At 41.1% G+C, this 22,941-nt stretch carries 22 protein-coding genes; 7 read left to right on the top strand and 15 right to left on the bottom strand.

The annotated features are described in order from the left end of the window. The first annotated feature begins 419 nt into the window (after nt 1-419). Nucleotides 420-902, top strand: coding sequence for a hypothetical protein (locus AKG98_RS00125; protein WP_067039531.1), 483 nt, complete (start codon nt 420-422; stop codon nt 900-902). A 20-nt stretch (nt 903-922) separates the two neighbouring features. Further along, the gene (locus AKG98_RS00130) at nt 923-1,528 is read left to right on the top strand and encodes a hypothetical protein (protein WP_157534036.1); all 606 of its coding nucleotides are present in this window, start codon (nt 923-925) and stop codon (nt 1,526-1,528) included. 57 nt (nt 1,529-1,585) lie between these two features. On the opposite strand, the gene AKG98_RS00135 is transcribed toward AKG98_RS00130, so the two are convergent. Beyond that, on the bottom strand, nt 1,586-2,194 hold the full coding sequence (locus AKG98_RS00135; protein WP_067039538.1) for a LysE family translocator: 609 nt from the start codon (nt 2,192-2,194) through the stop codon (nt 1,586-1,588). A gap of 108 nt (nt 2,195-2,302) precedes the next feature. Here AKG98_RS00135 and AKG98_RS00140 point away from each other — a divergent pair, with 108 nt between their 5' ends. Then, nucleotides 2,303-3,229 carry a LysR family transcriptional regulator gene (locus AKG98_RS00140; protein ID WP_067039540.1) on the top strand — a complete coding sequence of 309 codons (927 nt, stop codon included), beginning with the start codon at nt 2,303-2,305 and terminating at the stop codon, nt 3,227-3,229. A 6-nt stretch (nt 3,230-3,235) separates the two neighbouring features. On the opposite strand, the gene AKG98_RS00145 is transcribed toward AKG98_RS00140, so the two are convergent. The 4 genes from AKG98_RS00145 to metK form a co-directional block, all read right to left on the bottom strand. Then, a complete protein-coding gene (locus AKG98_RS00145) occupies nt 3,236-3,994 on the bottom strand; it encodes an endonuclease (protein WP_067039542.1) in 759 nt (252 codons plus the stop codon). A gap of 202 nt (nt 3,995-4,196) precedes the next feature. Continuing rightward, nucleotides 4,197-4,427, bottom strand: a complete 231-nt coding sequence (locus AKG98_RS00150) for a hypothetical protein (protein WP_067039544.1) — start codon at nt 4,425-4,427, stop codon at nt 4,197-4,199. A gap of 139 nt (nt 4,428-4,566) precedes the next feature. Further along, nucleotides 4,567-5,082 carry a SprT family zinc-dependent metalloprotease gene (locus AKG98_RS00155; RefSeq protein WP_067039546.1) on the bottom strand — a complete coding sequence of 172 codons (516 nt, stop codon included), beginning with the start codon at nt 5,080-5,082 and terminating at the stop codon, nt 4,567-4,569. 84 nt (nt 5,083-5,166) lie between these two features. Further along, a complete protein-coding gene (gene metK, locus AKG98_RS00160; RefSeq protein ID WP_067039548.1) occupies nt 5,167-6,318 on the bottom strand; it encodes a methionine adenosyltransferase in 1,152 nt (383 codons plus the stop codon). Nucleotides 6,319-6,641: 323 nt separating this feature from the next. Here metK and AKG98_RS00165 point away from each other — a divergent pair, with 323 nt between their 5' ends. Continuing rightward, entirely contained in the window at nt 6,642-7,178 is a 537-nt protein-coding gene (locus AKG98_RS00165; protein WP_067039551.1) for a YfaZ family outer membrane protein, read from the top strand. A gap of 78 nt (nt 7,179-7,256) precedes the next feature. Here AKG98_RS00165 and clcA read toward each other — a convergent pair whose 3' ends face one another. Then, the gene (gene clcA, locus AKG98_RS00170) at nt 7,257-8,666 is read right to left on the bottom strand and encodes a H(+)/Cl(-) exchange transporter ClcA (RefSeq protein WP_067039554.1); all 1,410 of its coding nucleotides are present in this window, start codon (nt 8,664-8,666) and stop codon (nt 7,257-7,259) included. Between the two features lie 362 nt (nt 8,667-9,028). On the opposite strand from clcA, the gene tkt reads away from it, so the two are divergent. Beyond that, nucleotides 9,029-11,017, top strand: coding sequence for a transketolase (gene tkt, locus AKG98_RS00175; RefSeq protein WP_067039557.1), 1,989 nt, complete (start codon nt 9,029-9,031; stop codon nt 11,015-11,017). Between the two features lie 184 nt (nt 11,018-11,201). Here tkt and panD read toward each other — a convergent pair whose 3' ends face one another. The 9 genes from panD to AKG98_RS00220 form a co-directional block, all read right to left on the bottom strand. Next, complete coding sequence (gene panD, locus AKG98_RS00180; protein WP_067039560.1) at nt 11,202-11,582, bottom strand: aspartate 1-decarboxylase; 381 nt, start codon at nt 11,580-11,582, stop codon at nt 11,202-11,204. A gap of 141 nt (nt 11,583-11,723) precedes the next feature. After that, complete coding sequence (panC, locus tag AKG98_RS00185) at nt 11,724-12,575, bottom strand: pantoate--beta-alanine ligase (protein ID WP_067039564.1); 852 nt, start codon at nt 12,573-12,575, stop codon at nt 11,724-11,726. A 108-nt stretch (nt 12,576-12,683) separates the two neighbouring features. Continuing rightward, complete coding sequence (gene panB, locus AKG98_RS00190; protein WP_067039567.1) at nt 12,684-13,478, bottom strand: 3-methyl-2-oxobutanoate hydroxymethyltransferase; 795 nt, start codon at nt 13,476-13,478, stop codon at nt 12,684-12,686. An 18-nt stretch (nt 13,479-13,496) separates the two neighbouring features. Beyond that, the gene (gene folK / locus AKG98_RS00195; RefSeq protein ID WP_067040691.1) at nt 13,497-14,024 is read right to left on the bottom strand and encodes a 2-amino-4-hydroxy-6-hydroxymethyldihydropteridine diphosphokinase; all 528 of its coding nucleotides are present in this window, start codon (nt 14,022-14,024) and stop codon (nt 13,497-13,499) included. A 4-nt stretch (nt 14,025-14,028) separates the two neighbouring features. Then, nucleotides 14,029-15,483: a polynucleotide adenylyltransferase PcnB gene (pcnB, locus tag AKG98_RS00200; RefSeq protein WP_198155359.1), complete on the bottom strand. Its 1,455-nt coding sequence runs from the start codon at nt 15,481-15,483 to the stop codon at nt 14,029-14,031. A 181-nt stretch (nt 15,484-15,664) separates the two neighbouring features. Next, nucleotides 15,665-16,543, bottom strand: a complete 879-nt coding sequence (gene gluQRS, locus AKG98_RS00205) for a tRNA glutamyl-Q(34) synthetase GluQRS (RefSeq protein ID WP_067039570.1) — start codon at nt 16,541-16,543, stop codon at nt 15,665-15,667. A 67-nt stretch (nt 16,544-16,610) separates the two neighbouring features. Further along, nucleotides 16,611-17,054, bottom strand: coding sequence for an RNA polymerase-binding protein DksA (gene dksA / locus AKG98_RS00210; RefSeq protein WP_067039573.1), 444 nt, complete (start codon nt 17,052-17,054; stop codon nt 16,611-16,613). A gap of 154 nt (nt 17,055-17,208) precedes the next feature. Then, the gene (sfsA, locus tag AKG98_RS00215) at nt 17,209-17,916 is read right to left on the bottom strand and encodes a DNA/RNA nuclease SfsA (RefSeq protein WP_067039575.1); all 708 of its coding nucleotides are present in this window, start codon (nt 17,914-17,916) and stop codon (nt 17,209-17,211) included. A 110-nt stretch (nt 17,917-18,026) separates the two neighbouring features. Next, nucleotides 18,027-19,286 (bottom strand): sugar fermentation stimulation protein, encoded by a 1,260-nt coding sequence (locus AKG98_RS00220; RefSeq protein ID WP_067039578.1) that lies wholly within the window; start codon nt 19,284-19,286, stop codon nt 18,027-18,029. Nucleotides 19,287-19,399: 113 nt separating this feature from the next. Here AKG98_RS00220 and hrpB point away from each other — a divergent pair, with 113 nt between their 5' ends. After that, entirely contained in the window at nt 19,400-21,910 is a 2,511-nt protein-coding gene (hrpB, locus tag AKG98_RS00225) for an ATP-dependent helicase HrpB (RefSeq protein WP_067039581.1), read from the top strand. A gap of 75 nt (nt 21,911-21,985) precedes the next feature. Next, nucleotides 21,986-22,936, top strand: coding sequence for a 23S rRNA (adenine(1618)-N(6))-methyltransferase RlmF (gene rlmF, locus AKG98_RS00230; RefSeq protein ID WP_067039584.1), 951 nt, complete (start codon nt 21,986-21,988; stop codon nt 22,934-22,936). The last annotated feature ends 5 nt before the right edge of the window (nt 22,937-22,941 follow it).

A 22,941-nucleotide genomic window follows, 5' to 3' on the forward strand; every position in this document is an offset into this window, starting at 1 on the left:
GTTATTTAGGTTTTATATTTATACCGTATGGATATTTGTTTATAACATAAATGACGATGCTTGGTTGCTTGCTGTTTAAGTTGCTTAGTTTTAGATAAATGTTATTGATTCTTTATGCTGAGGTGTAAACGTAGTGGAAATAAATTTACTCAATTTCATTTTGATATCAATAGCATTGGTATATTTTATTAAATGGCTTCAGCGTATGCTTTTAGAAGATAAAGTGGGGGGATTGTTATACGTAATGATTCATCTTTCTATTGCATATGTATATGCCACTGTATCGAGATACGACAGCTTTTATTCCTTAATTTGGATCGCAGAAGGTGCTGATTTAATCCCTGTATTGTCTTTTTTAATGGCTATGTATCATTTATATCTATTTTCAAAGTGTAGATCGTAAAAATTAGGGAAGAATTTTGCCAAATTATTTAAAGCTACTGTGGATAGTAAGTATAGCGTGCCTTGGTCTAATGCTCAGTGGGATGATATACACTCATAACTCGTTGGCTGTAAAAGGCATCATTCAAAAATCAGGATTGATTGATGATATTTATTGCTCTGATTCTCGCTTGCCAGAGATTAAAGATATCAATATTGTGAGTGGCACAGACTCAACGATTGAGTTTAGTGAAGAGGGGAATTGTCAGCAGCTCAAAACTTATTATAGTCAATTCAAGACTTTTCACGCCTACCAAATTAAAGTTCCCATCTTGGATAATTTCAGGAATTTGTCACTTGTTCTTGATGATGTTGAGAAGTTAAATTTTCGAACCGAACGTATCATGTATAACTTGTACTTATTATTATCCCCGCTTTTAGCGCCGCTGATAATAGCTATTGCTAGAACGATGAATTGGCGACGTCAGAAAACACGAGATACATGGGATGAACTAAAATGAAGCGTTTCTGGAAAGACAGTATGAAAGAAATAGGTAAGATTCTAGGCCTGTGCTGGGCGCTGGCATTTTTTGTATTCATTGTATTGGTATTAGCTGCGGGAATGGTCGAGTTACCAGACTTTGCACTGTCGTATGTTGATAAATTTCAGTACTTGTTTACTTCATTTTTAACATCTTACTGGTTCATTGCTTTCTTTATTGCTGGGTGGTTATTTATAACTTATTCTTTCGCTAAAGAAAGTGGCTGGCGAAGTTTAGCTGTAAAGTTTCGGTATGATTTTAATTTAAGTAAAAATGAAAAATTTATTACGGGCAGTGGCTATATTGGTAAACGGTATAGTAATGGTACGTTACAGTGTTATGCGAACAACCAGGGCCTTTTTTTGAAAATGCTATTACCTTTTCGGTTTGGATCTAAAAACCTGTTTATTCCCTGGCATGATATTGCCAGTATTACGGAAGAATACAGTGTATTTTTTGCTGGTTATCCTCGCTTTATAAAAAAAATAGTAAGTATTATCTCCAGACAAACCTACTTAAATATTAAACTTAAAGATTTTCCAGAGCAAATTATTACAGTGAATAGTGCTGGTATAAAGAATGAAATCCCAACAAATTTACGTTGATGGGATTAAAGCGAAATACGTTTCTCGTTTTGCTGCAATTTGTTTCCTACATTGATGTTACTTCATCGCCAGTAATGCACCAAAACTAACCAGCCCAACCCCACACACCTGATTCAATCGTTTTCTAACACGTAGTAATCTTGTCTGTAATGCCGCAGAGGTAAATAATATCGCGACGATCGCAAACCATATGCCATGTAGGGCAATCATATAAGCACCGTAGATGAAGGCCTGAGTATTGTCATTTGAGTCTGGTGAGATAACTTGGCTAAATACACTTAAGAAAAACAACATTGTTTTAGGGTTTAAGACATTACACAGAAAACCTTGAGCTAGATATTGCCAATTTTTATTTTTACGTTGTTCTGCCGACGTGGTATTTAATGGACTGTTTGCCGAGCAAATACCTTTGATACCAAGGTAGATCAAATAGCCTGCACCAGCGTAGCGGATCATGTTATACAGAAATTCATTCTGTGAGATTAAATAGCTAATACCAAACATCGAATAACTGATGTGCACGCAGATGGCGAGACTCAGACCAAGTGCAGTATAAATCCCCGCTTTACGCCCATCGTTAATACTGGTCTTTAAAACTAAAACAAAGTCAGCACCAGGGCTGATAACGATTAAGATGCCTAATATAGCCAGACTAAATATTTCCATAACGATTCCATTTATGATTCATAATTATTGATAGGCGTTCATTGTAGGTTAATTGTGAGTTAGCTATAATCGAATAGATTTCAATTAATATGTGAGAAAAAGTCACCAATGAGGCATTTAAAAGCATTCCATATTTTCCATATTGCAGCGGTGCTAGAAAGTTATAGTAAAGCAGCAGACAAGCTGTGCATTACCCATGGTGCGGTGAGTAAGCAGATTAAAACATTAGAAACGCACTTAGCGGTAAATCTGTTTTATCGTGAAGGGCGAAATGTGAAATTAACGCCTGCTGGTAAACTATTGTCTGGATATACAGAACAAGCATTTAATGCCTTGGAAGCGGGTGTTCAGCATGTAACTCAGGCTACGCATACACACTTAGAAGTATCGTGTGAGCCAACATTAACAATGCGTTGGTTAATGCCAAGGTTGAGTGATTTTTATCAAGATAATGTCGATGCCGATGTGCGATTATCAACAGCAGGCGGCCCTGTGATACTTGGCAGTAATGGTTTGTCGTTGGCGATACGACGAGATGACTTTCCACTATTGCATGATTACCAACAGACCCCCTTAGTTGAAGAATGGGTTGGCCCTGTCTTCTCTCCTGAATATTGGCAACAGGTACAGAATGACGCTGGTAAGCTTAAATTATTACATAGCCAGACTCGGCCACAGGCTTGGGATAATTGGTTACAAGGTAATGCTGTTTCATGTCTTCAAGTACAAAGTCTGAAGGTGAAAAGCGAACAAACATTCGCACATTTCTATTTTTGTTTACAAGCGGTGGTTGATAACTTAGGGGCGGCAATAGGCTCATACCCCTTAGTCATGGATGATTTACTACGTGGTAATTTAGTCGCGCCGTTTGGCTTTAAACGTTCAGGTCATCACTATATGTTATTAAGCCAAGGTGACACTTTATTAGCGCAAGGCAATACTTTGTTAGGTAAAGATGGTCAGTCTGATGTTTTACAGCAAAACTTCATTGATTGGTTACAACTGAATCTCGCTGCCTGTGTGCCAAGTCAATAAATCAGGTTACCAAAAACCACGATCTAAACAGGCAGACTTAACAACGTAATTTTCATTGCCTTGCAAGCTCTCAATAAGTTGTGTACGTCGACATTCAGTACGCGTCACTGGATATTGTTTATCCCATGCCTGCAACTCACGTTTCTGTCTACCTATTTTGTACATAGGGTAGGCGGCTTCCATATATAAGTAAGCACGGGCTATTTGGCCTTTGGCATAATTAGGTGGTTGTACCGTTTTATTTTTTATTTTGATAGGGCAGCTGCCGAATTGATTTTTTTTTGCGTTGACTGAACTGGCAAAATTGTAGTTACTACGTAATGCGTTTACAGCACCAATTGCTGGATATAGGTTGTACATATCCGCCTGCATATAGCGGTAAGGGATATTAATTTTTTCTGCACAACGACGACCTTTAAAGTTTTTGCCTTTGCTGTTCACGCAAGCACTATTACCTTCGCGCCATTCACTAAAGTTACGACCGAAGTTTTCGGCTGGCACAACGTGTTCCCATTCAACTTTTGTTTGGCGTTTCACATGCTTTGTCGAAGTAAACCCATTATTGTCGGTGATCTTCTTTTTTCTATTGAAATCAGCGTGGCAATAGATCGTCAGTCTAGGTACATCGGTATATACCTGCCGTTCAAGCATTTTTTTGGCTTTACTAAAGGATTGATTTGTTTGATTGCCATTGTCCGAAGCATTAGCAAAAAAAGGGATGAATAAGGTGGTCGATAAAACTATAATACCGAATTGTTTTAACATTACAGACTGCTCCAATGTAATAATGCAGCATTGTAACACAGCTAAAAATAGACGGCAGAATAGGCTTAATTAGTGGTGTATTGATATAAGAGTTTAGAAATGAATGCAATAATTAGAAGCTGGCAGAAACTGAAATAAGGAGGCAGACATGAGGTATAAAAAAGAGCAGAAGAGAATAACTGCTCCTTGGATATCGAAGTGGTTAGTTTGCGCGAGAAGCGGCGTAACGTACTGCGATATCTGCATCCGTAAGCATTTTTTCTTTTAACACACCGGACTTTGCCATGAAAATACGTTGGGAGATAGATAAAGCACTAAGATCAAGAGTTCGGGCGATTTGCTCCGCTTGATTTTTGTTACGTTTTAAAACTGCAGCTATCAGTTTTTCCATTTCATAATCGGTAGATCTTGCAGTATCTAACGTTTGAGTCATAACCTAGTTCCCTATCACAATGGTATGTATTGAGTTATTTTATCTTATGAATTGAGATAAATACACCTATATACGTTAATTTTTTAGATAATTATCAAACAAGTAGTCACATATACAGATTAAGTTAATCCATTGTAATTCAATGTTTTATGATTAAACTTTGTTTGCAATAACGACAAATATATTTGATGTTATCACGGACTATTTTATTATGGCGACGAATTGTTAATAAGTGTTCTGTACAGTGACAAGCATAGGTAAAAGTTTTGCCTTTCACTCTGGAAACATCATATTGATGTGTGGTTTTGGCAGCGAGGTCAAAAATTTGATTCATAACTTGTCGCCATTCTTCACCATGGGGTTTAGTCCGCCCATAGATTTGATAAACCAATAAATGCGCCACTTCATGTGGCACTGTATTTGCTATGAAATGCTGTTGGTTTTCTTGCAATAAGATAGGGTTAAAACGTAACTCATTAATTTGTAATCGAGCACTACCTGCGGCTTTACCACGTTGATTAAAGTGAATTTGAGGACGGGGAAAGGTTCGGTTTAAGTGCTGCTCGGCTTGTTGATAGCAAGTGGCTATTTTACCTAACACCAAGTTTTCGAGCGTTTCGGACGTTGCATTTGGCTGGGGTAAACGGTTGGGCATGATCGTTATCTATAAAAAAGGCGCTTTGGTTATGTTACCAAAAGCGCCTCTTTGTAATCAACAGCTAGTTAAAGCTAATGTTGATTAAAGACCTGCTGCATCACGTAGGATTTCAGCTTTGTCTGTTGCTTCCCAAGAGAATTCTTTACGACCGAAGTGACCATAAGCTGCTGTATTTTGGTAAATCGGACGCTTAAGATCTAGCATTTCGATTAAACCGTGTGGACGCAACTCGAAATGTTCACGAATAAGTTTAACGAGTAGCTCGTCGCTTACTTTACCTGTACCGAATGTTTCAACAGAGATTGACGTTGGTTCAGCAATACCGATCGCGTAGGACACTTGGATTTCACAACGATCAGCAAGACCTGCTGCTACGATATTTTTCGCTACATAACGTGCAGCGTATGCTGCACTACGGTCAACTTTTGATGGATCTTTACCAGAGAATGCACCACCACCGTGACGCGCCATACCGCCGTATGTATCGACGATAATTTTACGACCTGTTAAACCACAGTCACCTACTGGACCACCAATAACGAAACGACCAGTTGGGTTAATGAAGAATTTAGTATCTTTATTTAACCATTGCTCAGGTAATACTGGCTTAATGATTGTTTCCATTACTGCTTCAATCAGATCAGCTTGTTTGATGTCTTCTGAATGCTGTGTTGAAAGAACAACGGCATCGATACCAACAATTTTTCCATCATCATAAGCAAATGTGATTTGGCTTTTTGCATCAGGGCGTAACCAAGGAAGTGTACCATTTTTACGTACTTCAGCTTGGCGTTTAACCAGCTTGTGTGAGTAAGTAATCGGAGCTGGCATTAATTCTTCAGTTTCATTGTTTGCATAACCAAACATTAAACCTTGGTCACCAGCGCCTTGCTCTAGTGGATCATCGCGGTCAACACCTTGGTTGATGTCTGGAGATTGCTTACCAATTGTGTTTAATACTGCACAAGAGTCGGCGTCAAAACCCATTTCTGAGTTGATGTAACCGATTTCACGTACTGTTTTACGGGTGATTTCTTCGATATCAACCCAAGCGTCAGTCGTTACTTCACCACCAACCATAACCATACCGGTTTTAACATAAGTCTCGCAGGCTACGCGTGCTTTTGGGTCTTGAGCGATGATTGCATCAAGTACAGCATCGGAGATTTGGTCTGCAATTTTATCAGGATGACCTTCTGATACTGACTCAGAGGTAAACAAGTGTTTAGCCATGGTTTTAATTCTCTCTTAATTTAAACACAACCGACGTAATGTACGTTCATATGTGTAGAAGTTTTAACATCTAGACGGCTATTCTAAACTACTTTACCTGTATTAAGATAGTCCTTCGATCATATTAATTTCGTAAATATTTTTAAACGCACTATTTTAAGTATATTTTTATTTATGTATATATGTAATAAATAGTCAATATGAAGTAGCATAGTGCGAAAGTATTAAAAGTATGAAGTGACGAGCTTTTTTCAGCTTAAAATAATTATTCGTTCACTATCATTAAATGTAACTACCACTCATTTGCCATTGGGAATAATAAAGTGTCATTGAAAAAATCATTAGTTATCACTGCAGGGTTACTGGCTAGCTTTAGCTGCGCTGCATCAAACATCTCAGTCGCGTTCGATAACGACAATATTGTGTTGGGCTATGGGCTTGAAATGCAAGAGGCGCTTAAGTTAAAAGGTGATTACCTACAGACTATCGACAATGGTTATACCGTAGATACGGGACTTTATGCGTTTCAAGATGTTGGTTCAACATTCTTTGAGATTGGCGCGAAAGCCATAAGAATGGATAACGATAATGGTGATGGTTATGCATTAGCATTTGGTGGCTTAGGTGGTCTACGTTTAACTCAAGAGTTTAGTTTAGAAGCTGGATTTCATTTCAGTCCTGAAATCCTCGCATTTGGTGACACTGAAAACTACACGCAGTGGGTCGCTCGTGCTAACTACGCGTTAATGCCAACAGCAAGTTTCTTCGTTGAGTATAATCATACAACTGTTGAGTATAAAAACATGCCAAAAGAGAGTTTAACAAGTGACATTCTATTTGGCATGGAATGGGTATTCTAAGACGTTTATAGACTTAGTCAATATCATGAAAAAAGCACCTAATAGGGTGCTTTTTTTGTTTCTAGTTAAAATGTGGCATTAACTTGTTGGAGAGCGTGTTGTTGTTATAGCGTTATCTTCTGCTGCCGGTTCTTTAGGTAATGACAGCTTTAATAATTCTGCATAAAGCGGCTTTCCACCGATTGCTTGGGCGACAAACGTTGCGCCAAGACAAGTGATGAGTAAAGGTAGAATCAACTCATAGCTATCAGTCATTTCAACCACTAATACAATGCCAGTCACTGGCGCTCTTACTGTCGCGGCAAATAATGCCCCCATCCCTGCTATCGCGTATACCGTTGGTTCGGCTACGAAGCTGGGAAATAGCTCGGCTGCAATAACGCCATAAGCAAGGCCAAATAAAGTGCCTAGTGTTAACATTGGGGTAAACACACCGCCAGGTGCGCCCGAAGCAAAACAAGCGATAGTACCGAATAGGCGGATCACAAATAAGCCGACTAAAATAGCCCAAGTACTTGGCTCTTGAATCATCCTGACCATTAGATCTCTACCGTTACCAGCGGTGTCAGGGGCAAATGACTGTAATAAGGCAAACAGGCAACCAAAGAATACACCGGTAAGAATAATACGGTGCATTTTATTATTTTGTTTACGTTTTAATAATTTTGTACTGTTTATAATCCAGCGATTAAAATACACGCCAATGACACCAAAAATGGAGCCTAATAAAAGAAATAGCCAAAGCGAGGTTAGTGGTGGAACGTCAAAATGCATGACTGGCATAACGGCTTCTTGGCCATGAAAAGCGCGCATCACAATGGTGGAAACCGCCGCTGCGAGAGTCACACATTTTATCGATGTCATGTTGTAACGAAAATGGGGACGCATTTCTTCAATAACAAATAAAATCCCGGCAAGTGGCGCATTAAATGCGGCTGCCAGCCCCGCCGCCGCCCCAGCAGCAACAAGGATATGAGTGGCATTGGTATAACGCTTTGCTGTGTCTGCAAACATGCGCCCAATTGTGCCGCCGATTTGAATCGACGGGCCCGCCCGACCAAAAATCATACCTGAACTAATGGCTAATGTACCTGCTATAAATTTAACCGGCAATAAGCGACGCCAGCGAATGTCATACATGCCATCAAGCGCACCTTCGATATGGGTAATGCCACTGCCCGATGCTTCGGGGGCGAAGCGTAATGTTAGCCAAAATGAAAAACCAACCATAGCGCCACTGAGTATTATGATTAACAGTATATTGAGGCTTGGTGGCAGTGCTAAAGGATTGAACATTTGTAATCGTTGGGCGTCAGTCCATAGTACCGCCGCTTCAAATAGGGCGATGATTAAGCCTGTCATCCCGCCAACAAGCGCAGAAATAATAGGTAGCACAATGTAGTCGTGTTTGGCAGAAAGTAATTTTGGACTTGTACGATGCTTACGCAGTGCAGTTTTGAAAAATTTTAAATTGGGCGATTTAGCCATTTGCATGTGCCGTTTTCTGCTAAGTTCGTTGTGGAGAATGAATGCAGAAACAGTATAACGAATAAACAGCTTCGATAGTATTTCTTTTTAGTTAGATCGCATAAAAACAATTCCGATTAAAAAATATTATTTATGTACAAGGCTCACATTATTGTTAATAAAACTGCAGCGTTAAGTTCGCTTGAGTGCTAGTATACTTTCATTCGAAAGGTTAAGGGGTTTGTATAGAACGTTAATACCCCGACCGGAATCTAAAATCCGATAAATCTAAATAAACTAAAAAAACTTGTTATACATAAGATAATTTTATGACAATATAACAGCTTAAAAGTATTTTAAATTAATCATAGCAGGAGCAAAATATGCCATCTCGTCAAGAGCTAGCGAACGCAATCCGTGCATTAAGCATGGACGCAGTTCAACAAGCAAATTCAGGCCATCCAGGCGCACCAATGGGCATGGCAGATATTGCCGAAGTTTTATGGCGTAAAAATCTTAACCATAACCCAGCAAATCCAAACTGGGTTGACCGTGATCGCTTTATTCTTTCAAACGGTCATGGCTCAATGCTTATTTACTCACTGCTTCACCTTACTGGCTATGCATTACCAATTGAAGAATTGAAAAACTTCCGTCAGTTGCATTCAAAAACACCTGGTCACCCAGAATACGGTTATGCACCTGGTATTGAAACAACAACAGGTCCACTAGGCCAAGGTATTACTAATGCTGTTGGTATGGCGATTGCTGAAAAAACATTAGCAGCGCAGTTCAACAAACCAGAACATGAAATTGTTGATCACTACACTTATTCTTTCCTAGGTGATGGCTGCCTAATGGAAGGTATCTCACACGAAGCATGTTCACTTGCAGGCACATTAGGTCTAGGTAAACTGGTTGCATTCTGGGATGACAACGGTATTTCAATTGACGGTGAAGTTGATGGTTGGTTCACTGACGATACAGTAAAACGTTTTGAAGCTTACGGTTGGCATGTTGTTTCTGTAGACGGTCACAACCCTGCAGAAATCCAAGCGGCAATTGAAGCATCTAAAGCTGAAACATCACGTCCAAGTCTTATCTGTTGTAAAACAGTGATTGGTTTTGGTTCACCAAACAAAGAAGGTACGCATGGCTGTCATGGTGCTCCTCTAGGTGACGCAGAAATCGTTGCAACACGTGAGAAATTAGGTTGGAAACACGCTGCATTTGAAATCCCTGCAGATATCTATGCTGAGTGGGATGCCAATGAAGCTGGCGCACAAGCGGAAGCGGCATGGAATGAAAAATTTGCGGCTTATCAAGCGGCATTCCCTGAACTAGCTGCAGAATACGCACGTCGTACTTCGGGTGAACTACCAGCAGACTGGGAAACTAAAACGTCTGCCTACATCAAACAGCTGCAAGCTGATTCTGCAAAAATAGCGACACGTAAAGCATCACAAAACTGTATCGAAGAGTTTGGTGCAATGTTACCTGAACTACTCGGTGGCTCAGCTGATTTAGCACCATCTAACTTAACGATGTGGTCTGGAACTAAAGCGATTACTGCTGATGACGCATCTGGTAACTACTTGCATTACGGTGTACGTGAGTTTGCTATGACGGCAATCATCAATGGTATGTCTTTACACGGTGGTTTAATGCCTTACGGTGCGACATTCCTGATGTTCATGGAGTATGCGCGTAATGCAATGCGTATGGCTGCATTAATGAAAGTGCAAAATATCCAAGTGTATACGCATGACTCAATTGGTTTAGGTGAAGATGGTCCAACTCACCAACCAGTAGAGCAAATTGCAAGCTTGCGTCTAACACCAAACATGAGCGCATGGCGTCCATGTGATTCTGTCGAATCAGCAGTTGCTTGGAAATATGCAATTGAACGTAAAGACGGTCCAACGGCATTAATTTTCAGTCGTCAAGGTCTAGCACCTATGCCGCGTACTGATGCTCAGTTAGCAAACGTTGTTAAAGGTGGTTACACGCTAGTTGATTGTGATGGCAAACCAGAGCTTATCCTTATCTCTACCGGTTCTGAAGTTGAGCTTTGTACTAAAGCTGCTGCAGAACTTACTGCAAAAGGCCGTAAGGTACGTGTTGTATCTATGCCTGCAACAGATGTATTTGATAAGCAAGATGCAGTATACCGTGAATCAGTTCTTCCGTCTGACGTTGTTAAACGTGTTGCGGTTGAAGCGGGTATCGCTGACTTCTGGCACAAATACACTGGCTTTAACGGTGCTATCATCGGCATGACAACATTTGGCGAATCTGCACCAGCTGACCAACTGTTTGAAATGTTCGGCTTTACTGTAGCAAACGTTGTTGCAACGGCTGAATCACTGTAATTCAAATTCGGCATGCTGATATTGCGGCACACTGTCTTTAATTAGAGTAAAGAATAAAGAGAAAAGAGCGCTTAGGTGCTCTTTTTTATTACCTGTAATTCATTTATTTCGATTGGTACTAGATTTTAGGCACAAAAAAACCAGCATGACGCTGGTTTTTCATTATTCCGTATCGGTTTGCTAACTACGCAACCTGTACTGGAATATCGTTACTTGTACGAACTATGTCATTAACTTGATCAAGATAAACAAGCGAAGGTTTGTGTTGTTTCGCTTCTTCATTGTCCATGCGTACGTATGCACAGATAATGATGCGGTCACCGACTGCTGCTTTACGTGCTGCCGCGCCGTTCACTGAAATGATTTTCGAACCGCGTTCGCCAGCGATAGCGTAAGTTGAAAAGCGCTCACCATTATCAATGTTATAGATATCGATTGCTTCATATTCTAGGATCCCTGACGCATCAAGCATATCTTGATCGATTGCGCATGAACCTTCATAGTTTAATTCTGCATGTGTTACACGCGCTTGGTGTAATTTACCTTTTAGCATTGTGGTTTGCATGTTCTAAAACCCATTCCATTAATAGTTTATGACTATATACTGTACAAAACAGACCGTACAAAATATGTACCCGCGACCATAGTAGCGTATTTGTTTAATTAGCGCAATTGTACTAGTTGTTAGGTAAAATTGCGCTAATGGTTAGCGTAATTTAATCACTTTATTATCGATTAAACGTGCCTTTCCTAAGAATGCAGCCATTAAAACAACGGCTTGCTGACTGTCTTTAGTGAGACTCGCTAACGTATCCGCGTCAACAATATCAATCGCATCGGTATTAAAACCAGCAGCATTAAGCTGTGCAGTGGCTTGTGCTACTAATGTTTTATTTGCTTGTTCATCAGTGCTTACTTGGTTCGCAATAGTGTCCATCACATCAGCTAATAGTGGTGCTACCATGCGCTCTTCAGCGGTTAATAAACCATTGCGAGAGCTCATTGCCAAGCCTGATTCTTCACGTACAGTCGGCAGGCCAACAATTTGAATTGGCATTGCCAGATCATCAACCATATGACGGATTAAGGCTAATTGTTGGAAATCTTTCTCACCAAATAAAGCCACGTCAGGTTGTACTAAATTAAATAATTTAGCCACAATCGTCGATACACCATTAAAGTGACCCGGACGATGTGCACCTTCAAGTACTTCAGAAATACCCGGCACTTGAATGAAGGTTTGCGATGCTAGGCCGTGTGGGTATATCAGCTCTGGACTTGGCGTGAAGACTAAATCGGTATCAACACTTTGTAATGCGCGGCAATCTTCGTCTAACGTACGCGGGTATGCTGCTAAATCGGCAGCTTGGTTAAACTGCATTGGATTAACAAATATACTGACTACAACACGGTCAGCGTATTTTTGCGCTTCTTTAACAAGGGCTAAATGACCATCGTGTAAGTTACCCATAGTCGGTACAAATGCAGTGGATAGACCACGACGACGCCAAGCGATAACCTGTTCTCTAAGAACATCAATATTTGCAATAATATCCATATATGAATTACCTAATTAAATTGGTAGGGGATGTTGAAAAAGGGGGTGCATGCAAATTTTAACTATTTGCTTATAGCCCCCTCTATCAATTTAAGCGTGCATGTGAATTTATGAGAACATGTGCTCATCGGCAGGGAAAGTCTGTGCGGCAACTTCATCGATATAAGCGATGATGGCTTTACGCATATCGCCGGTTTCGGCTAAAAAATTCTTTGAGAATTTAGGTACAAAGCCTTTCGAAATACCGAATGCATCATGCATAACTAAGATTTGACCATCTGTATCGCGACCAGCACCAATACCAATGACAGGGATAGTTAAGGCCTCTGAAATACGTTTTGCCAACGGTGCTGGGATACACTCTACAACTAATAGTTGGATACCAGCAGCTTGTAATGAAAGTGCATGCTCGACCATTTCATCCGCTTTATCTTGTGCTCGGCCTTGTACTTTAAAACCGCCAAAAACGTGAACGGATTGTGGTGTTAAGCCAAGATGACCACACACAGGGATACCGCGTTCAGTCAGTGCTGCAACGCTCTCAACTAACCATTCGCCGCCTTCAACTTTAACCATGTTGGCACCCGCTTGCATAAGCGTTGTCGCATTGGTTAAGGTCTGCTCTTTAGTGGCATAACTCATAAATGGCATATCTGCGATAACCAGTGAGTGAGTCGCACCTGCACGAACACAGCGGGTATGATAAGCAATATCTGTAACAGTAACAGGTAGCGTATCATTGTGGCCTTGCAGTACCATGCCCATCGAGTCGCCAACTAATAATACTGGCACTCCGGCTTCGTCAAATAATGCAGAAAAACTCGCATCATAAGCGGTAATACTGGCAAACTTTTGTCCTGCTTGTTTCATTTTAAGCAGTTTAGATACGGTAACTTTGCTCATTATAAATCCTTCTTCACATTACTCTATGTTTTGATAAATAGCTAAGTCATTACGCGGACAGGCCTTAAGGAAGTCTGACAATACCTGACCACAAGGTAATTGTAATTGTGGTGCTATTTCTGCTAATGGATAGAGTACAAATTCACGCTCTTTCATGCCGTAATGCGGCACGGTTAAACGGGGTGTACTCATGATGTCATCACCGTATAGTAAGATATCTAAATCGAGGGTTCTTGCTCCCCAATGTTCTTTACGTACACGGCCTTGCTCATTTTCAATCTGCTGTAGCGCATCAAGTAATTCAATTGGCGCTAAACGGGTATCGACACAGGCAACCGCATTAATATAATCTGGTTGCTCTTGTGGTCCCATTGGCTTACTTGCATACAGGGATGATACCGAAATAAAACGACTTTCAGTCAGTGCCTCTAGCGTTGTTATTGCTTCTTTGGCTTGCGCTACTGGATCGGCAAGATTACTGCCGATCGCGATATAACAGCGGGTATAGTCTTGCTTGTTAATATCATGTTTTTTTAGAACTGACATACTACTAAGCATCACTTTCGCTCGCAGGCTTCTTCTTTTTAGCGCGTCGAGGACGTGTTTTTTTACCTGCAGGTGCATTCAATTCTTTAATTAAGTTTTGACGGCCTGTTGCATTGGCAGTTTGATAATCGCGCCACCATTGAGTGACTTCAACTAAGTCGCCACCTTGGATCTCGGCGCGCATTTCTAAGAAATCAAAACCAGCACGGAATTTTAAGTGTTCGAACGCTTTTTCTGCGCGTTTACCTTGGCGACGTGGTAAGCGGCCTTGTAAATGCCAAATATCACGGATTGTTGAAGTGAATCGACGTGGAATTGCAATACTCTTAGTTTGCGAATCCAGCGCGTCATTCATTGCTAATAACAAGGCATCACTGTAGTTAAGACCACTGTCAATAACGCGTTCTTCAGCCATCGCTTCCAGTGGATACCATAACATCGCGGCATATAAATAAGCCGGTGTTACACGCTTGCCAGCATTAATACGGCGGTCAGTATTGTCTAACGCAATTTGGATGAATTTATCACAGTTACTTGAACCGTCTTCATTTTGATACTTGCTAACAAGTGGGAACAAAGGTTGGAATAAACCATGTTTTTTCATTAGTTTGTAAGTGGCTAAACCGTGACCATTTAAGAATAGTTTTAATGTTTCTTCAAATAAACGGGCTGCTGGAATACTTTGTAATAAGCTGGCTAGCTGTTTGATTGGTGCTTCTGCTTCAGGGCTGATTTGCATGTCTAATTTAGCGGAAAAACGCACTGCACGTAACATACGTACTGGATCTTCACGGTAACGAGTCTCTGGATCACCAATTAAACGTAGTTGTTTACTTTGTAAATCGGCAAGGCCGCCAGCAAAGTCATAAACAGCACGGTCGGCAATGTTGTAGTAAAGTGCATTAACGGTAAAGTCACGACGTTCAGCATCTTCACTAATGGTGCCGTAGACGTTATCACGTAACAGCATGCCACCATCAGACTGCTTTGATGTTTGTTGATTTTGTTCTTTTTCTTCTACGTGATGACCACGGAAGGTTGCAACTTCGATCATGTCACGGCCAAATAAGATGTGAGCAAGACGGAAGCGGCGGCCCACTAAACGGCAGTTATGGAATAGTTTTTTGATTTGCTCTGGTTCAGCATTGGTCGCAATATCGAAATCTTTTGGTTCTTGGCCGATAAAGATATCACGTACACCACCACCAACCAGGTAAGCTTGGTAGCCTGATTTGTGTAAACGATAAAGTACTTTTAAGGCGTTTTCACTAATTAAATTATGGTTTACCGGGTGTTGACCCTTCTCCAGTTTCAGTTCATTTAATCCTAAATTCTGTACATCTTGTGGTACTACTGGCGCAACGGCCGTATTAGAATGAGTATCTTCAGGTGTGTTTTTACTCTGTGCATCACGATCTTTGCGTGTATTTGACGCTGTTTCAGAAACAGTTTCTTTCACATCCGATGTTTGATCTATCTGCTTTCTGCTTAGTATATTTTTACAGAATTTAGTGATTTGAGTGAAAATGGTACACCTCGAATTAATAGTAAAATAGGTTGAATTATTTATGCCGCCATATAATAGCGCTGCATTGATAAAATGACAAAGATTGTTGACGAAATTTAGTATTAATCTTGCCTTATCGGCTTAATACGATTGATTTCTGTCTGGGTAGGTTTTTGACGGACCAATGTTCTGTACCCCATTGTAATAGGTGGGGGATAGATAGATCTTGAAGCTCGTTACACACGGGTAATGCTAAGAATCTGAATGCATCAATTAAGAGGGCTTTAGCCTGACTGATATCTAAGCCGGGCGCATGATTCTGTTTACTCAATTTAGAGCCATCGGCATTACTGGCCAAAGGCAAATGTAAATATGAGGGGGCTGGCTGTGAAAATTGTTCAAACAGATATAATTGTCGTCCTGTTGGTTCAATTAAATCAGCGCCACGCACCACTTGGGTAATACCTTGGTAAATATCATCCACGACAACGGCAAGATTATAAGCAAACAGGCCATCTTTACGATGAATGATAAAGTCTTCTGCAGCCAGTGCTTTCTCGATATCTATTTTACCATGTAACTCATCCATAAAATGATTAACTGGCACTGTCGTCGTTACCCGCAAGGCGGCATTATTTGCAGTCAGTTGTTTGTGCTTACAGTGTCCTTGATAAAAGACGCCTTGTGCTTGGATCTGTTTGCGGGTGCAATGACAGTAGTAGGTTAAACCTTGCTGGTTAAGCTGGGCAATGGCTTCTTGATAAGCAGAACTGCGCTGGCTTTGATAGATAACATCACCATCCCAATGTAACCCAAAGGCATCGAGTGTTGTTAAGATATTCGTTGCGGCACCTGCAATTTCTCTAGGGGGATCGAGATCTTCAATGCGCACTAACCAAGTACCTTGGTTGGCTTTTGCTTGTAAATAGCTGCCAACAGCAGCGATCAGGGAACCAAAATGTAATGGTCCTGAAGGAGAGGGCGCGAAGCGTCCTACATAGCTATTGGACATAAACTGGGTTCTTAAAATAGAAAGAGGGCTAAGAAGCCCTCAATAAATCATGTCAGTTAAAAACTGATTAGCCAACCATTTGCTTTTCTTTGATTTCAGAAAGCGTTTTGCAGTCAATACATTGGTTTGCAGTCGGTCGTGCTTCTAAGCGACGGATACCAATTTCGATACCACATGTGTTACAAAAACCGAATTCATCATGTTCAATTGATTGAAGTGTTTTTTCGATTTTTTTGATCAGTTTTCGTTCACGATCACGTGCTCGAAGTTCTAAGCTAAATTCTTCTTCCTGAGCTGCTCTATCAACAGGATCTGGAAAGTTTGACGCTTCATCCTTCATATGAACTACAGTGCGATCAACTTCTTCACGTAGTTCATTACGCCAAGCACTTAAAATGTTTTTAAAGTGATCGCGTTGCTTCTCGCCCATGTATTCTTCACCAGGCTGTTCTTGGTAAGCTTCAACACCTGCGATGGCTAAAACACCGAGTAATTTTTTCGCTTCAGGCATGCTATCTCTCCTAGTCCGCATTACGCCATAATATTACAGAGCACTGCTAAGCAATATTTATGGGCGGTATAAATACCAGAAACACACAAACTGCGCAAACTAAACTGGCAAATTGTTCACTAACACCCTCTTTTGGGTTAGTTTAGCTGTGACATTAGTCACAGTTGAATGAAATTTGTTCTATCAACGTAATTTCGTGTTTTTCTATTGTACTCGCGTATGCAAATACTTCAACTCCTTGGTCAATTGCCTGCTTAACAAGATTACTATAGTCTTTATCTAAGTGTTTAGCAGGTTTTAGCGTCTTAATTCCTGTGTGCTGAATAACAAATAATAATACTGCTCGGTGTCCGTTTTTCTTTACAGTCATCAGCTCTCTGAGGTGTTTTTGTCCCCGGACGCTGACAGTATCGGGAAAATAACCACAGCCGTTTTCTAATAAGCTGGCACTCTTCACTTCGATATAGCATTTACCGCGTTTAGCATCATCGAGTAAAATATCAATCCGGCTATTTTCATTACCATATTTCACTTCGGTGGTCAGATTTTCGTAGCCAGTTAGCTGTGATATAGCGGCCGATTGAATTGCTTCTTTGGCTAGTTGGTTGGCTCTGGCTGTATTGATGCAAATTAAATCACCATTGGCTTTTTCGGTAAGCTCCCAAGAGCGTGAATATTTACGTTTTGGATTGTCTGAGGTTGAGTACCAGATAGTATCGCCTGGATCACCACAGCCTGTCATTGCACCGGTATTAGCACAGTGAATGGTAACTTCTTCACCATTTTCAAGAATGACATCGGCTAAAAATCGCTTGTAGCGTTTAATTAACGTGGCGGACTGTAAGGGTGTTGGATAATGCATAATCAGCTCATTAGTGGGAAAACAGCCTAGAGCATAATAATTTTTGGAAAAGAAAGCCATAGGTAACCAGAGGTTACAACATCATGGTTGCCTATGTCGTCGAAAGGTAATTAGTTGAACTTAGACAGATCTCGTCGCCACTGTTTGTCTTCTTCACCCCCAGATTTTTGCCATATTTGTTTTACATTGACGGTCAATTGGCCATTAATCTCATTCGCATTGAGGATGAATGTAAGCGGGTTAGCGATATTGGGTTGTGATAAAATCTGTTGGTCGTTAAATACTTGCTCGACAATACATATCGAGGTTTTATCTGGGCTGTCAGCATCGCGAGCGAGTGGGTTATTACAGTTGTTCATCAGATCTCCCCCATTAGGATACAGCACACCTAACATTTGATGCTGGTTACCAATTGAAATATCAAAATAGATTTTTTGACTGGCAAGGTAATTATAGATGTTAGCTGACAGTATCGACGGTGCACGCTCTTTTTCGTTATAAAACCGGGATAGTTTTAAATACGTAGAGCTACCACCGGGGGCAGTAACATCGGCAGAACGCACGTATTTATGTAATATACGCATATGGTGTATAGGGAGGGTCCAGCCAACTTGCACTTGGACTTTAACATCGCCATTATTCAGTTCTTCAACATTGGTGATGCGTGTTCGTACTTTGGTATTGAGGATAGGGTCAATGACTTCTGCTTCAATACTATCTCGTACTTTTAATAACTGGGCTAGATTGAATTGCGGGCTACTACCGTGATCTGAAAACAGGCGCTTTACATCATCGAGTACCGATGTAAGCTGCATGACTTGACGGTCTTGTTGGCGTATTAACCGTGCGCTTTGCTGCGTTGATATTTGTTGTTCAGCAATGGCTAATTTGATCTCACCTAAATTTTTTAAATTATTATCGAATTCGTTATCTAGGGTGATCAGACTTTTTTCTATCGTGGGACTGTTACGTAATATGGCGATGCTTTGGCCAATGTAATGTTCATCAAATGTTGCCCGTATTTGCTGTACTACAAATATTTGACCTTTGTACACATCTTTATCTTTGACTATCTGTGGTTTGTTTTGTGGCGTAATTTTAATATACGCGGCTTGAATAATAGGCACATATTGTTTGTAGTTAGTAAGATTGACGGGTTTGTTCATTAATTGATAATTACGTACATTAAAGCTGGCTTTGATACGGGCTTTTTCTTGCATAATTTGTTTGGCACTGGCAATACTTTCGCCATTGCTGAGTTGATGGGTAATAGTATATGTTTTTGACCAAAAGCCAATGTGAGCCATTGCGGTATGGTTATAACTGAGTGTGAATAATAAGGATAAAAAAAGTGACGTAGATAGGCGCATAGTAACTTCCTTTTGCTATTCCTTATAAATAATAGACTTAAATTTAATGAATGGTGTTTTTAGGGTAAAATCGAACTATTACTGATTAATTTATTTTATTCTGAGAGGCCTTTGTGGCAGCGTTACCGATCACCGCCGTATTACCCGATTTATTTACAGCCTTAAAATCATCCAATCAAATTATCTTGCAAGCGCCACCTGGTGCTGGTAAATCAACCTTATTACCACTTAAATTACTGCAAGAAAATATCTTTAGTGGTCGAATTTTAATGTTAGAACCAAGGCGTCTTGCTGCGCGTAATATTGCTGTATTTATGGCCTCGCAGTTACAACAAAAAGTCGGAGAAGATATTGGTTATCGTATGCGTGGCGATACTAAAGTGTCGAAATCAACACGGTTGGAAGTGGTAACTGAAGGGATCTTAACGCGGATGATCCAGCAAGATCCGGAACTCAGCGATTACGATCTCATTATATTTGATGAATTTCACGAACGCTCACTCAATGCTGATATCGGTTTAGCGTTTGCGCTCGAAGTGCAGCAAGGTTTACGCGATGATTTAAATTTATTAGTGATGTCGGCAACGCTCGACAGCGAAGGGCTACAGAAAATGTTGCCAGAGGCGAAACTATTAACGGCAGAAGGACGTTGTTTCCCGGTTTCTTATAGTTATCACCCGATGAACTTACAGCGTAGTACGATTAAGCAAGCGTTGCCCAGCGCGATAACAGCAACGGTTAAATTAGCGCTACAGCAGCAGGGCGGTAATATTCTGGTATTTTTGCCTGGGGTGAGTGAAATTAAACGTTGCCAGCAACAGTTACAAGAATTAGTTAATGCGCATCTACAAGTACTGCCCTTATATGGCCAATTAACGCAACAGCAGCAACAGGCAGCAATTAATCCTATCGCCGCAGGGCAACGCAAGATTGTATTGGCGACCAACATAGCCGAAACCTCATTAACTATTGAAGGTATTTCGGTGGTGATTGATTCTGGCCTTGAGCGCCGAGTTAGCTTCTCCCCACGCTCGGGGGTCAGCAGATTACAGACCAGACGAATAAGCCAAGCATCTGCAACTCAACGAGCAGGGCGTGCGGGGCGTTTACAAGTAGGGCACTGTTATCGTTTATGGCGTGAAGAAGATCACAGTCGCTTAGATGCACAAATAGAACCAGAAATTATTGCTGCTGATTTAACTTCAACCTGCTTAGAACTTAAGGTATGGGGGGTCAATAGCTTTACGGAACTGTCATTACTCGATCAGCCTTCATTGGCAAATGTGCAATATGCTGAATCGTTATTAACCGAACTTGGCGCTCTAGACGCGGGGAGTTGCAGTAAACATGGCCAAGCATTGGCTGAATTTGGTATGTCACCACGGTTAGCGCATATGCTGTTAACGGCAAAAGAGTGGGAAAGTGAACTGCCGGGTATTAGTTGGTTGGCCTGTCGATTAATCGCATTACTTGAAGGTAGTGAACGCTTACCACTTGATTTGGATTCTGCATTACAACAAATGGCATCGGGGCAATTTAAACAAGCGCAACGTCAAGCACAGCAATGGGCCCAACGTTTTAGCTTTGTGAAAAGCAGCAGTCAGTATCGAAACACGAATGCTTATACTGGGTTGTTATTAGCGTTAGCGTATCCAGACCGTATCGCACAGCGTCGTGATAGTACAGGACGAGGGCAAGCTGGTCACGGGCAAGATGTGCTGTATATGTTAAGTAATGGACTCGGGGTTAAATTGATGAGCGACGCCAGTTTAACCAGTGCTGAATTAATGGTTGTGGCTGATTTATCCTTAACCGAACAAGGCGCTGATGCCATGGTGTATAACGCCTGTGCAATTGACCTCGTGGAATTACAAACGTGGTTACCGCAGTTATTTAGTCAACAGGCGTTTGTGCAATGGGACTTAAAAGCGCAGAAATTGATTGCTGAGCAGCGTCAATGTTTAGGCAAGTTAGTATTATCCCGTAAGGTATTAACCGATATCACCCCAGCGCAAAAGCAAACAGCAGTACTGGCTGGCATTCGCAAGGCTGGTTTGTCGGTATTACCGTGGAACGAACAAAATAAGGCTTTACTTACACGCTTGCGTTGCGCACACCAGTGGCTGTCTGAATTGGGCTTTGTTGATTACAGTGATGTGGCTTTAATTGACGATCTAGAACACTGGTTACTGCCGTACTTAACAGGCGTAACTGGGCCTGCGCAGATGAAAAAAATACCGTTAACAGAGGCGTTGTTATCACGTTTGGAGTGGTCGCTACAGCAGCGTTTGGATAAAGAGTTACCCACTCATTTTACAGTGCCAACAGGTTCAAAAATTAAGTTACGTTATAATGATAATGCCGCGCCGAGTTTACCGGTGCGTATTCAAGAGATGTTTGGTCAAGCTAATAAACCTGCGGTAGCCAATGGCCGCGTACCGATTGTGATTGAATTACTGTCACCGGCCCAACGTCCACTACAGATAACCCAAGATTTATTGGGCTTTTGGAGTGGCAGTTATGCCGAGGTGAAAAAAGAAATGAAAGGTCGTTATCCGAAGCATTATTGGCCAGATAACCCATTAGAAGCGATGCCGACACGACGTGTAAAAAAACATATGTAGGAAAGCAGCAATAATTATTCGTAATCTGCTATTATCCCGCAGAGTTCGTTTCAGACAAATAAAAGAAGATTTATCATGACTAAAAAAATCGCTACATTGCATCCCCGTAATCCACATCAGGGACGTTATGATTTAACCGCCTTAGTTAAAACATACCCAGCGTTAAAAGCGTTCATAACGCAAAATCCTAGTGGAGAAGATACGGTCGATTTTAGTGATGATAAAGCCGTCATTTGCTTGAACAGTGCATTATTAGCCCATTTTTACCAAGTACCAAATTGGCAGATCCCGACAGGTTATTTATGTCCGCCAATTCCAGGTCGTGCAGATTACATTCATTACATTGCTGATTTACTGGCAGAAATGAATAATGGCGAAGTGCCAACCGGTAAGCGTGTTAAAGCGTTAGACATTGGTACTGGGGCTAACTGTATTTACCCTATTCTTGGTCATCGCAGTTATGGTTGGGGCTTTGTCGCTACCGATATTGACACTGTGGCAGCAAAAACTGCGAATGTAATCGTGCAAGCGAACCCAGGTTTAAACAAAGCGATTAAAGTCGTGTTGAAGAAAACATCGGGCAGTATGTTTAAAGGTGTGATTAAGTATAACGATAAATATGCGGTTACGGTTTGTAACCCGCCATTCCATGCATCAATGGCAGATGCGGCCGCTGGCACCGAGCGTAAAATTAAAAATTTACACAAAGGTAAAGCAGCGCCAACGGATACCACTAAGTTGAACTTCGGTGGTCAGAACAGCGAACTTTGGTGTGAAGGTGGCGAGTTACGCTTTGTTAAAGACATGGCGAAAGAAAGTAAAGATTTCACTGAGCAAGTGTCTTGGTTCACGAGTCTTATCTCAAAGGGTGAGCATATCGAAGAACTTGAAGAGTATTTACAATCGCTTGGCGTAAAACAAATCCGCGTGATCCCTATGTCGCAAGGTCAAAAAGTCAGTCGTATATTAGCGTGGAGCTTTATGGATACTGATGAGCAACTGCAATGGGCTACTGATAACTGGTAGTCGAC

The organism is Moritella sp. JT01 (assembly GCF_001574435.1).
In the GTDB taxonomy this organism is placed as follows: domain Bacteria; phylum Pseudomonadota; class Gammaproteobacteria; order Enterobacterales; family Moritellaceae; genus Moritella.

Excerpts from the sequence above, each read along its gene's own strand:
- AKG98_RS00130 (WP_157534036.1), top strand. The coding sequence starts at position 923 with ATGAAAGAAATAGGTAAGATTCTAGGCCTGTGCTGGGCGCTGGCATTT.
- AKG98_RS00135 (WP_067039538.1), bottom strand. The coding sequence starts at position 2,194 with ATGGAAATATTTAGTCTGGCTATATTAGGCATCTTAATCGTTATCAGC.
- AKG98_RS00140 (WP_067039540.1), top strand. The coding sequence starts at position 2,303 with ATGAGGCATTTAAAAGCATTCCATATTTTCCATATTGCAGCGGTGCTA.
- AKG98_RS00145 (WP_067039542.1), bottom strand. The coding sequence starts at position 3,994 with ATGTTAAAACAATTCGGTATTATAGTTTTATCGACCACCTTATTCATC.
- AKG98_RS00150 (WP_067039544.1), bottom strand. The coding sequence starts at position 4,427 with ATGACTCAAACGTTAGATACTGCAAGATCTACCGATTATGAAATGGAA.
- AKG98_RS00155 (WP_067039546.1), bottom strand. The coding sequence starts at position 5,082 with ATGCCCAACCGTTTACCCCAGCCAAATGCAACGTCCGAAACGCTCGAA.
- metK (WP_067039548.1), bottom strand. The coding sequence starts at position 6,318 with ATGGCTAAACACTTGTTTACCTCTGAGTCAGTATCAGAAGGTCATCCT.
- clcA (WP_067039554.1), bottom strand. The coding sequence starts at position 8,666 with ATGGCTAAATCGCCCAATTTAAAATTTTTCAAAACTGCACTGCGTAAG.
- tkt (WP_067039557.1), top strand. The coding sequence starts at position 9,029 with ATGCCATCTCGTCAAGAGCTAGCGAACGCAATCCGTGCATTAAGCATG.
- panD (WP_067039560.1), bottom strand. The coding sequence starts at position 11,582 with ATGCAAACCACAATGCTAAAAGGTAAATTACACCAAGCGCGTGTAACA.
- panC (WP_067039564.1), bottom strand. The coding sequence starts at position 12,575 with ATGGATATTATTGCAAATATTGATGTTCTTAGAGAACAGGTTATCGCT.
- panB (WP_067039567.1), bottom strand. The coding sequence starts at position 13,478 with ATGAGCAAAGTTACCGTATCTAAACTGCTTAAAATGAAACAAGCAGGA.
- folK (WP_067040691.1), bottom strand. The coding sequence starts at position 14,024 with ATGTCAGTTCTAAAAAAACATGATATTAACAAGCAAGACTATACCCGC.
- gluQRS (WP_067039570.1), bottom strand. The coding sequence starts at position 16,543 with ATGTCCAATAGCTATGTAGGACGCTTCGCGCCCTCTCCTTCAGGACCA.
- dksA (WP_067039573.1), bottom strand. The coding sequence starts at position 17,054 with ATGCCTGAAGCGAAAAAATTACTCGGTGTTTTAGCCATCGCAGGTGTT.
- sfsA (WP_067039575.1), bottom strand. The coding sequence starts at position 17,916 with ATGCATTATCCAACACCCTTACAGTCCGCCACGTTAATTAAACGCTAC.
- AKG98_RS00220 (WP_067039578.1), bottom strand. The coding sequence starts at position 19,286 with ATGCGCCTATCTACGTCACTTTTTTTATCCTTATTATTCACACTCAGT.
- rlmF (WP_067039584.1), top strand. The coding sequence starts at position 21,986 with ATGACTAAAAAAATCGCTACATTGCATCCCCGTAATCCACATCAGGGA.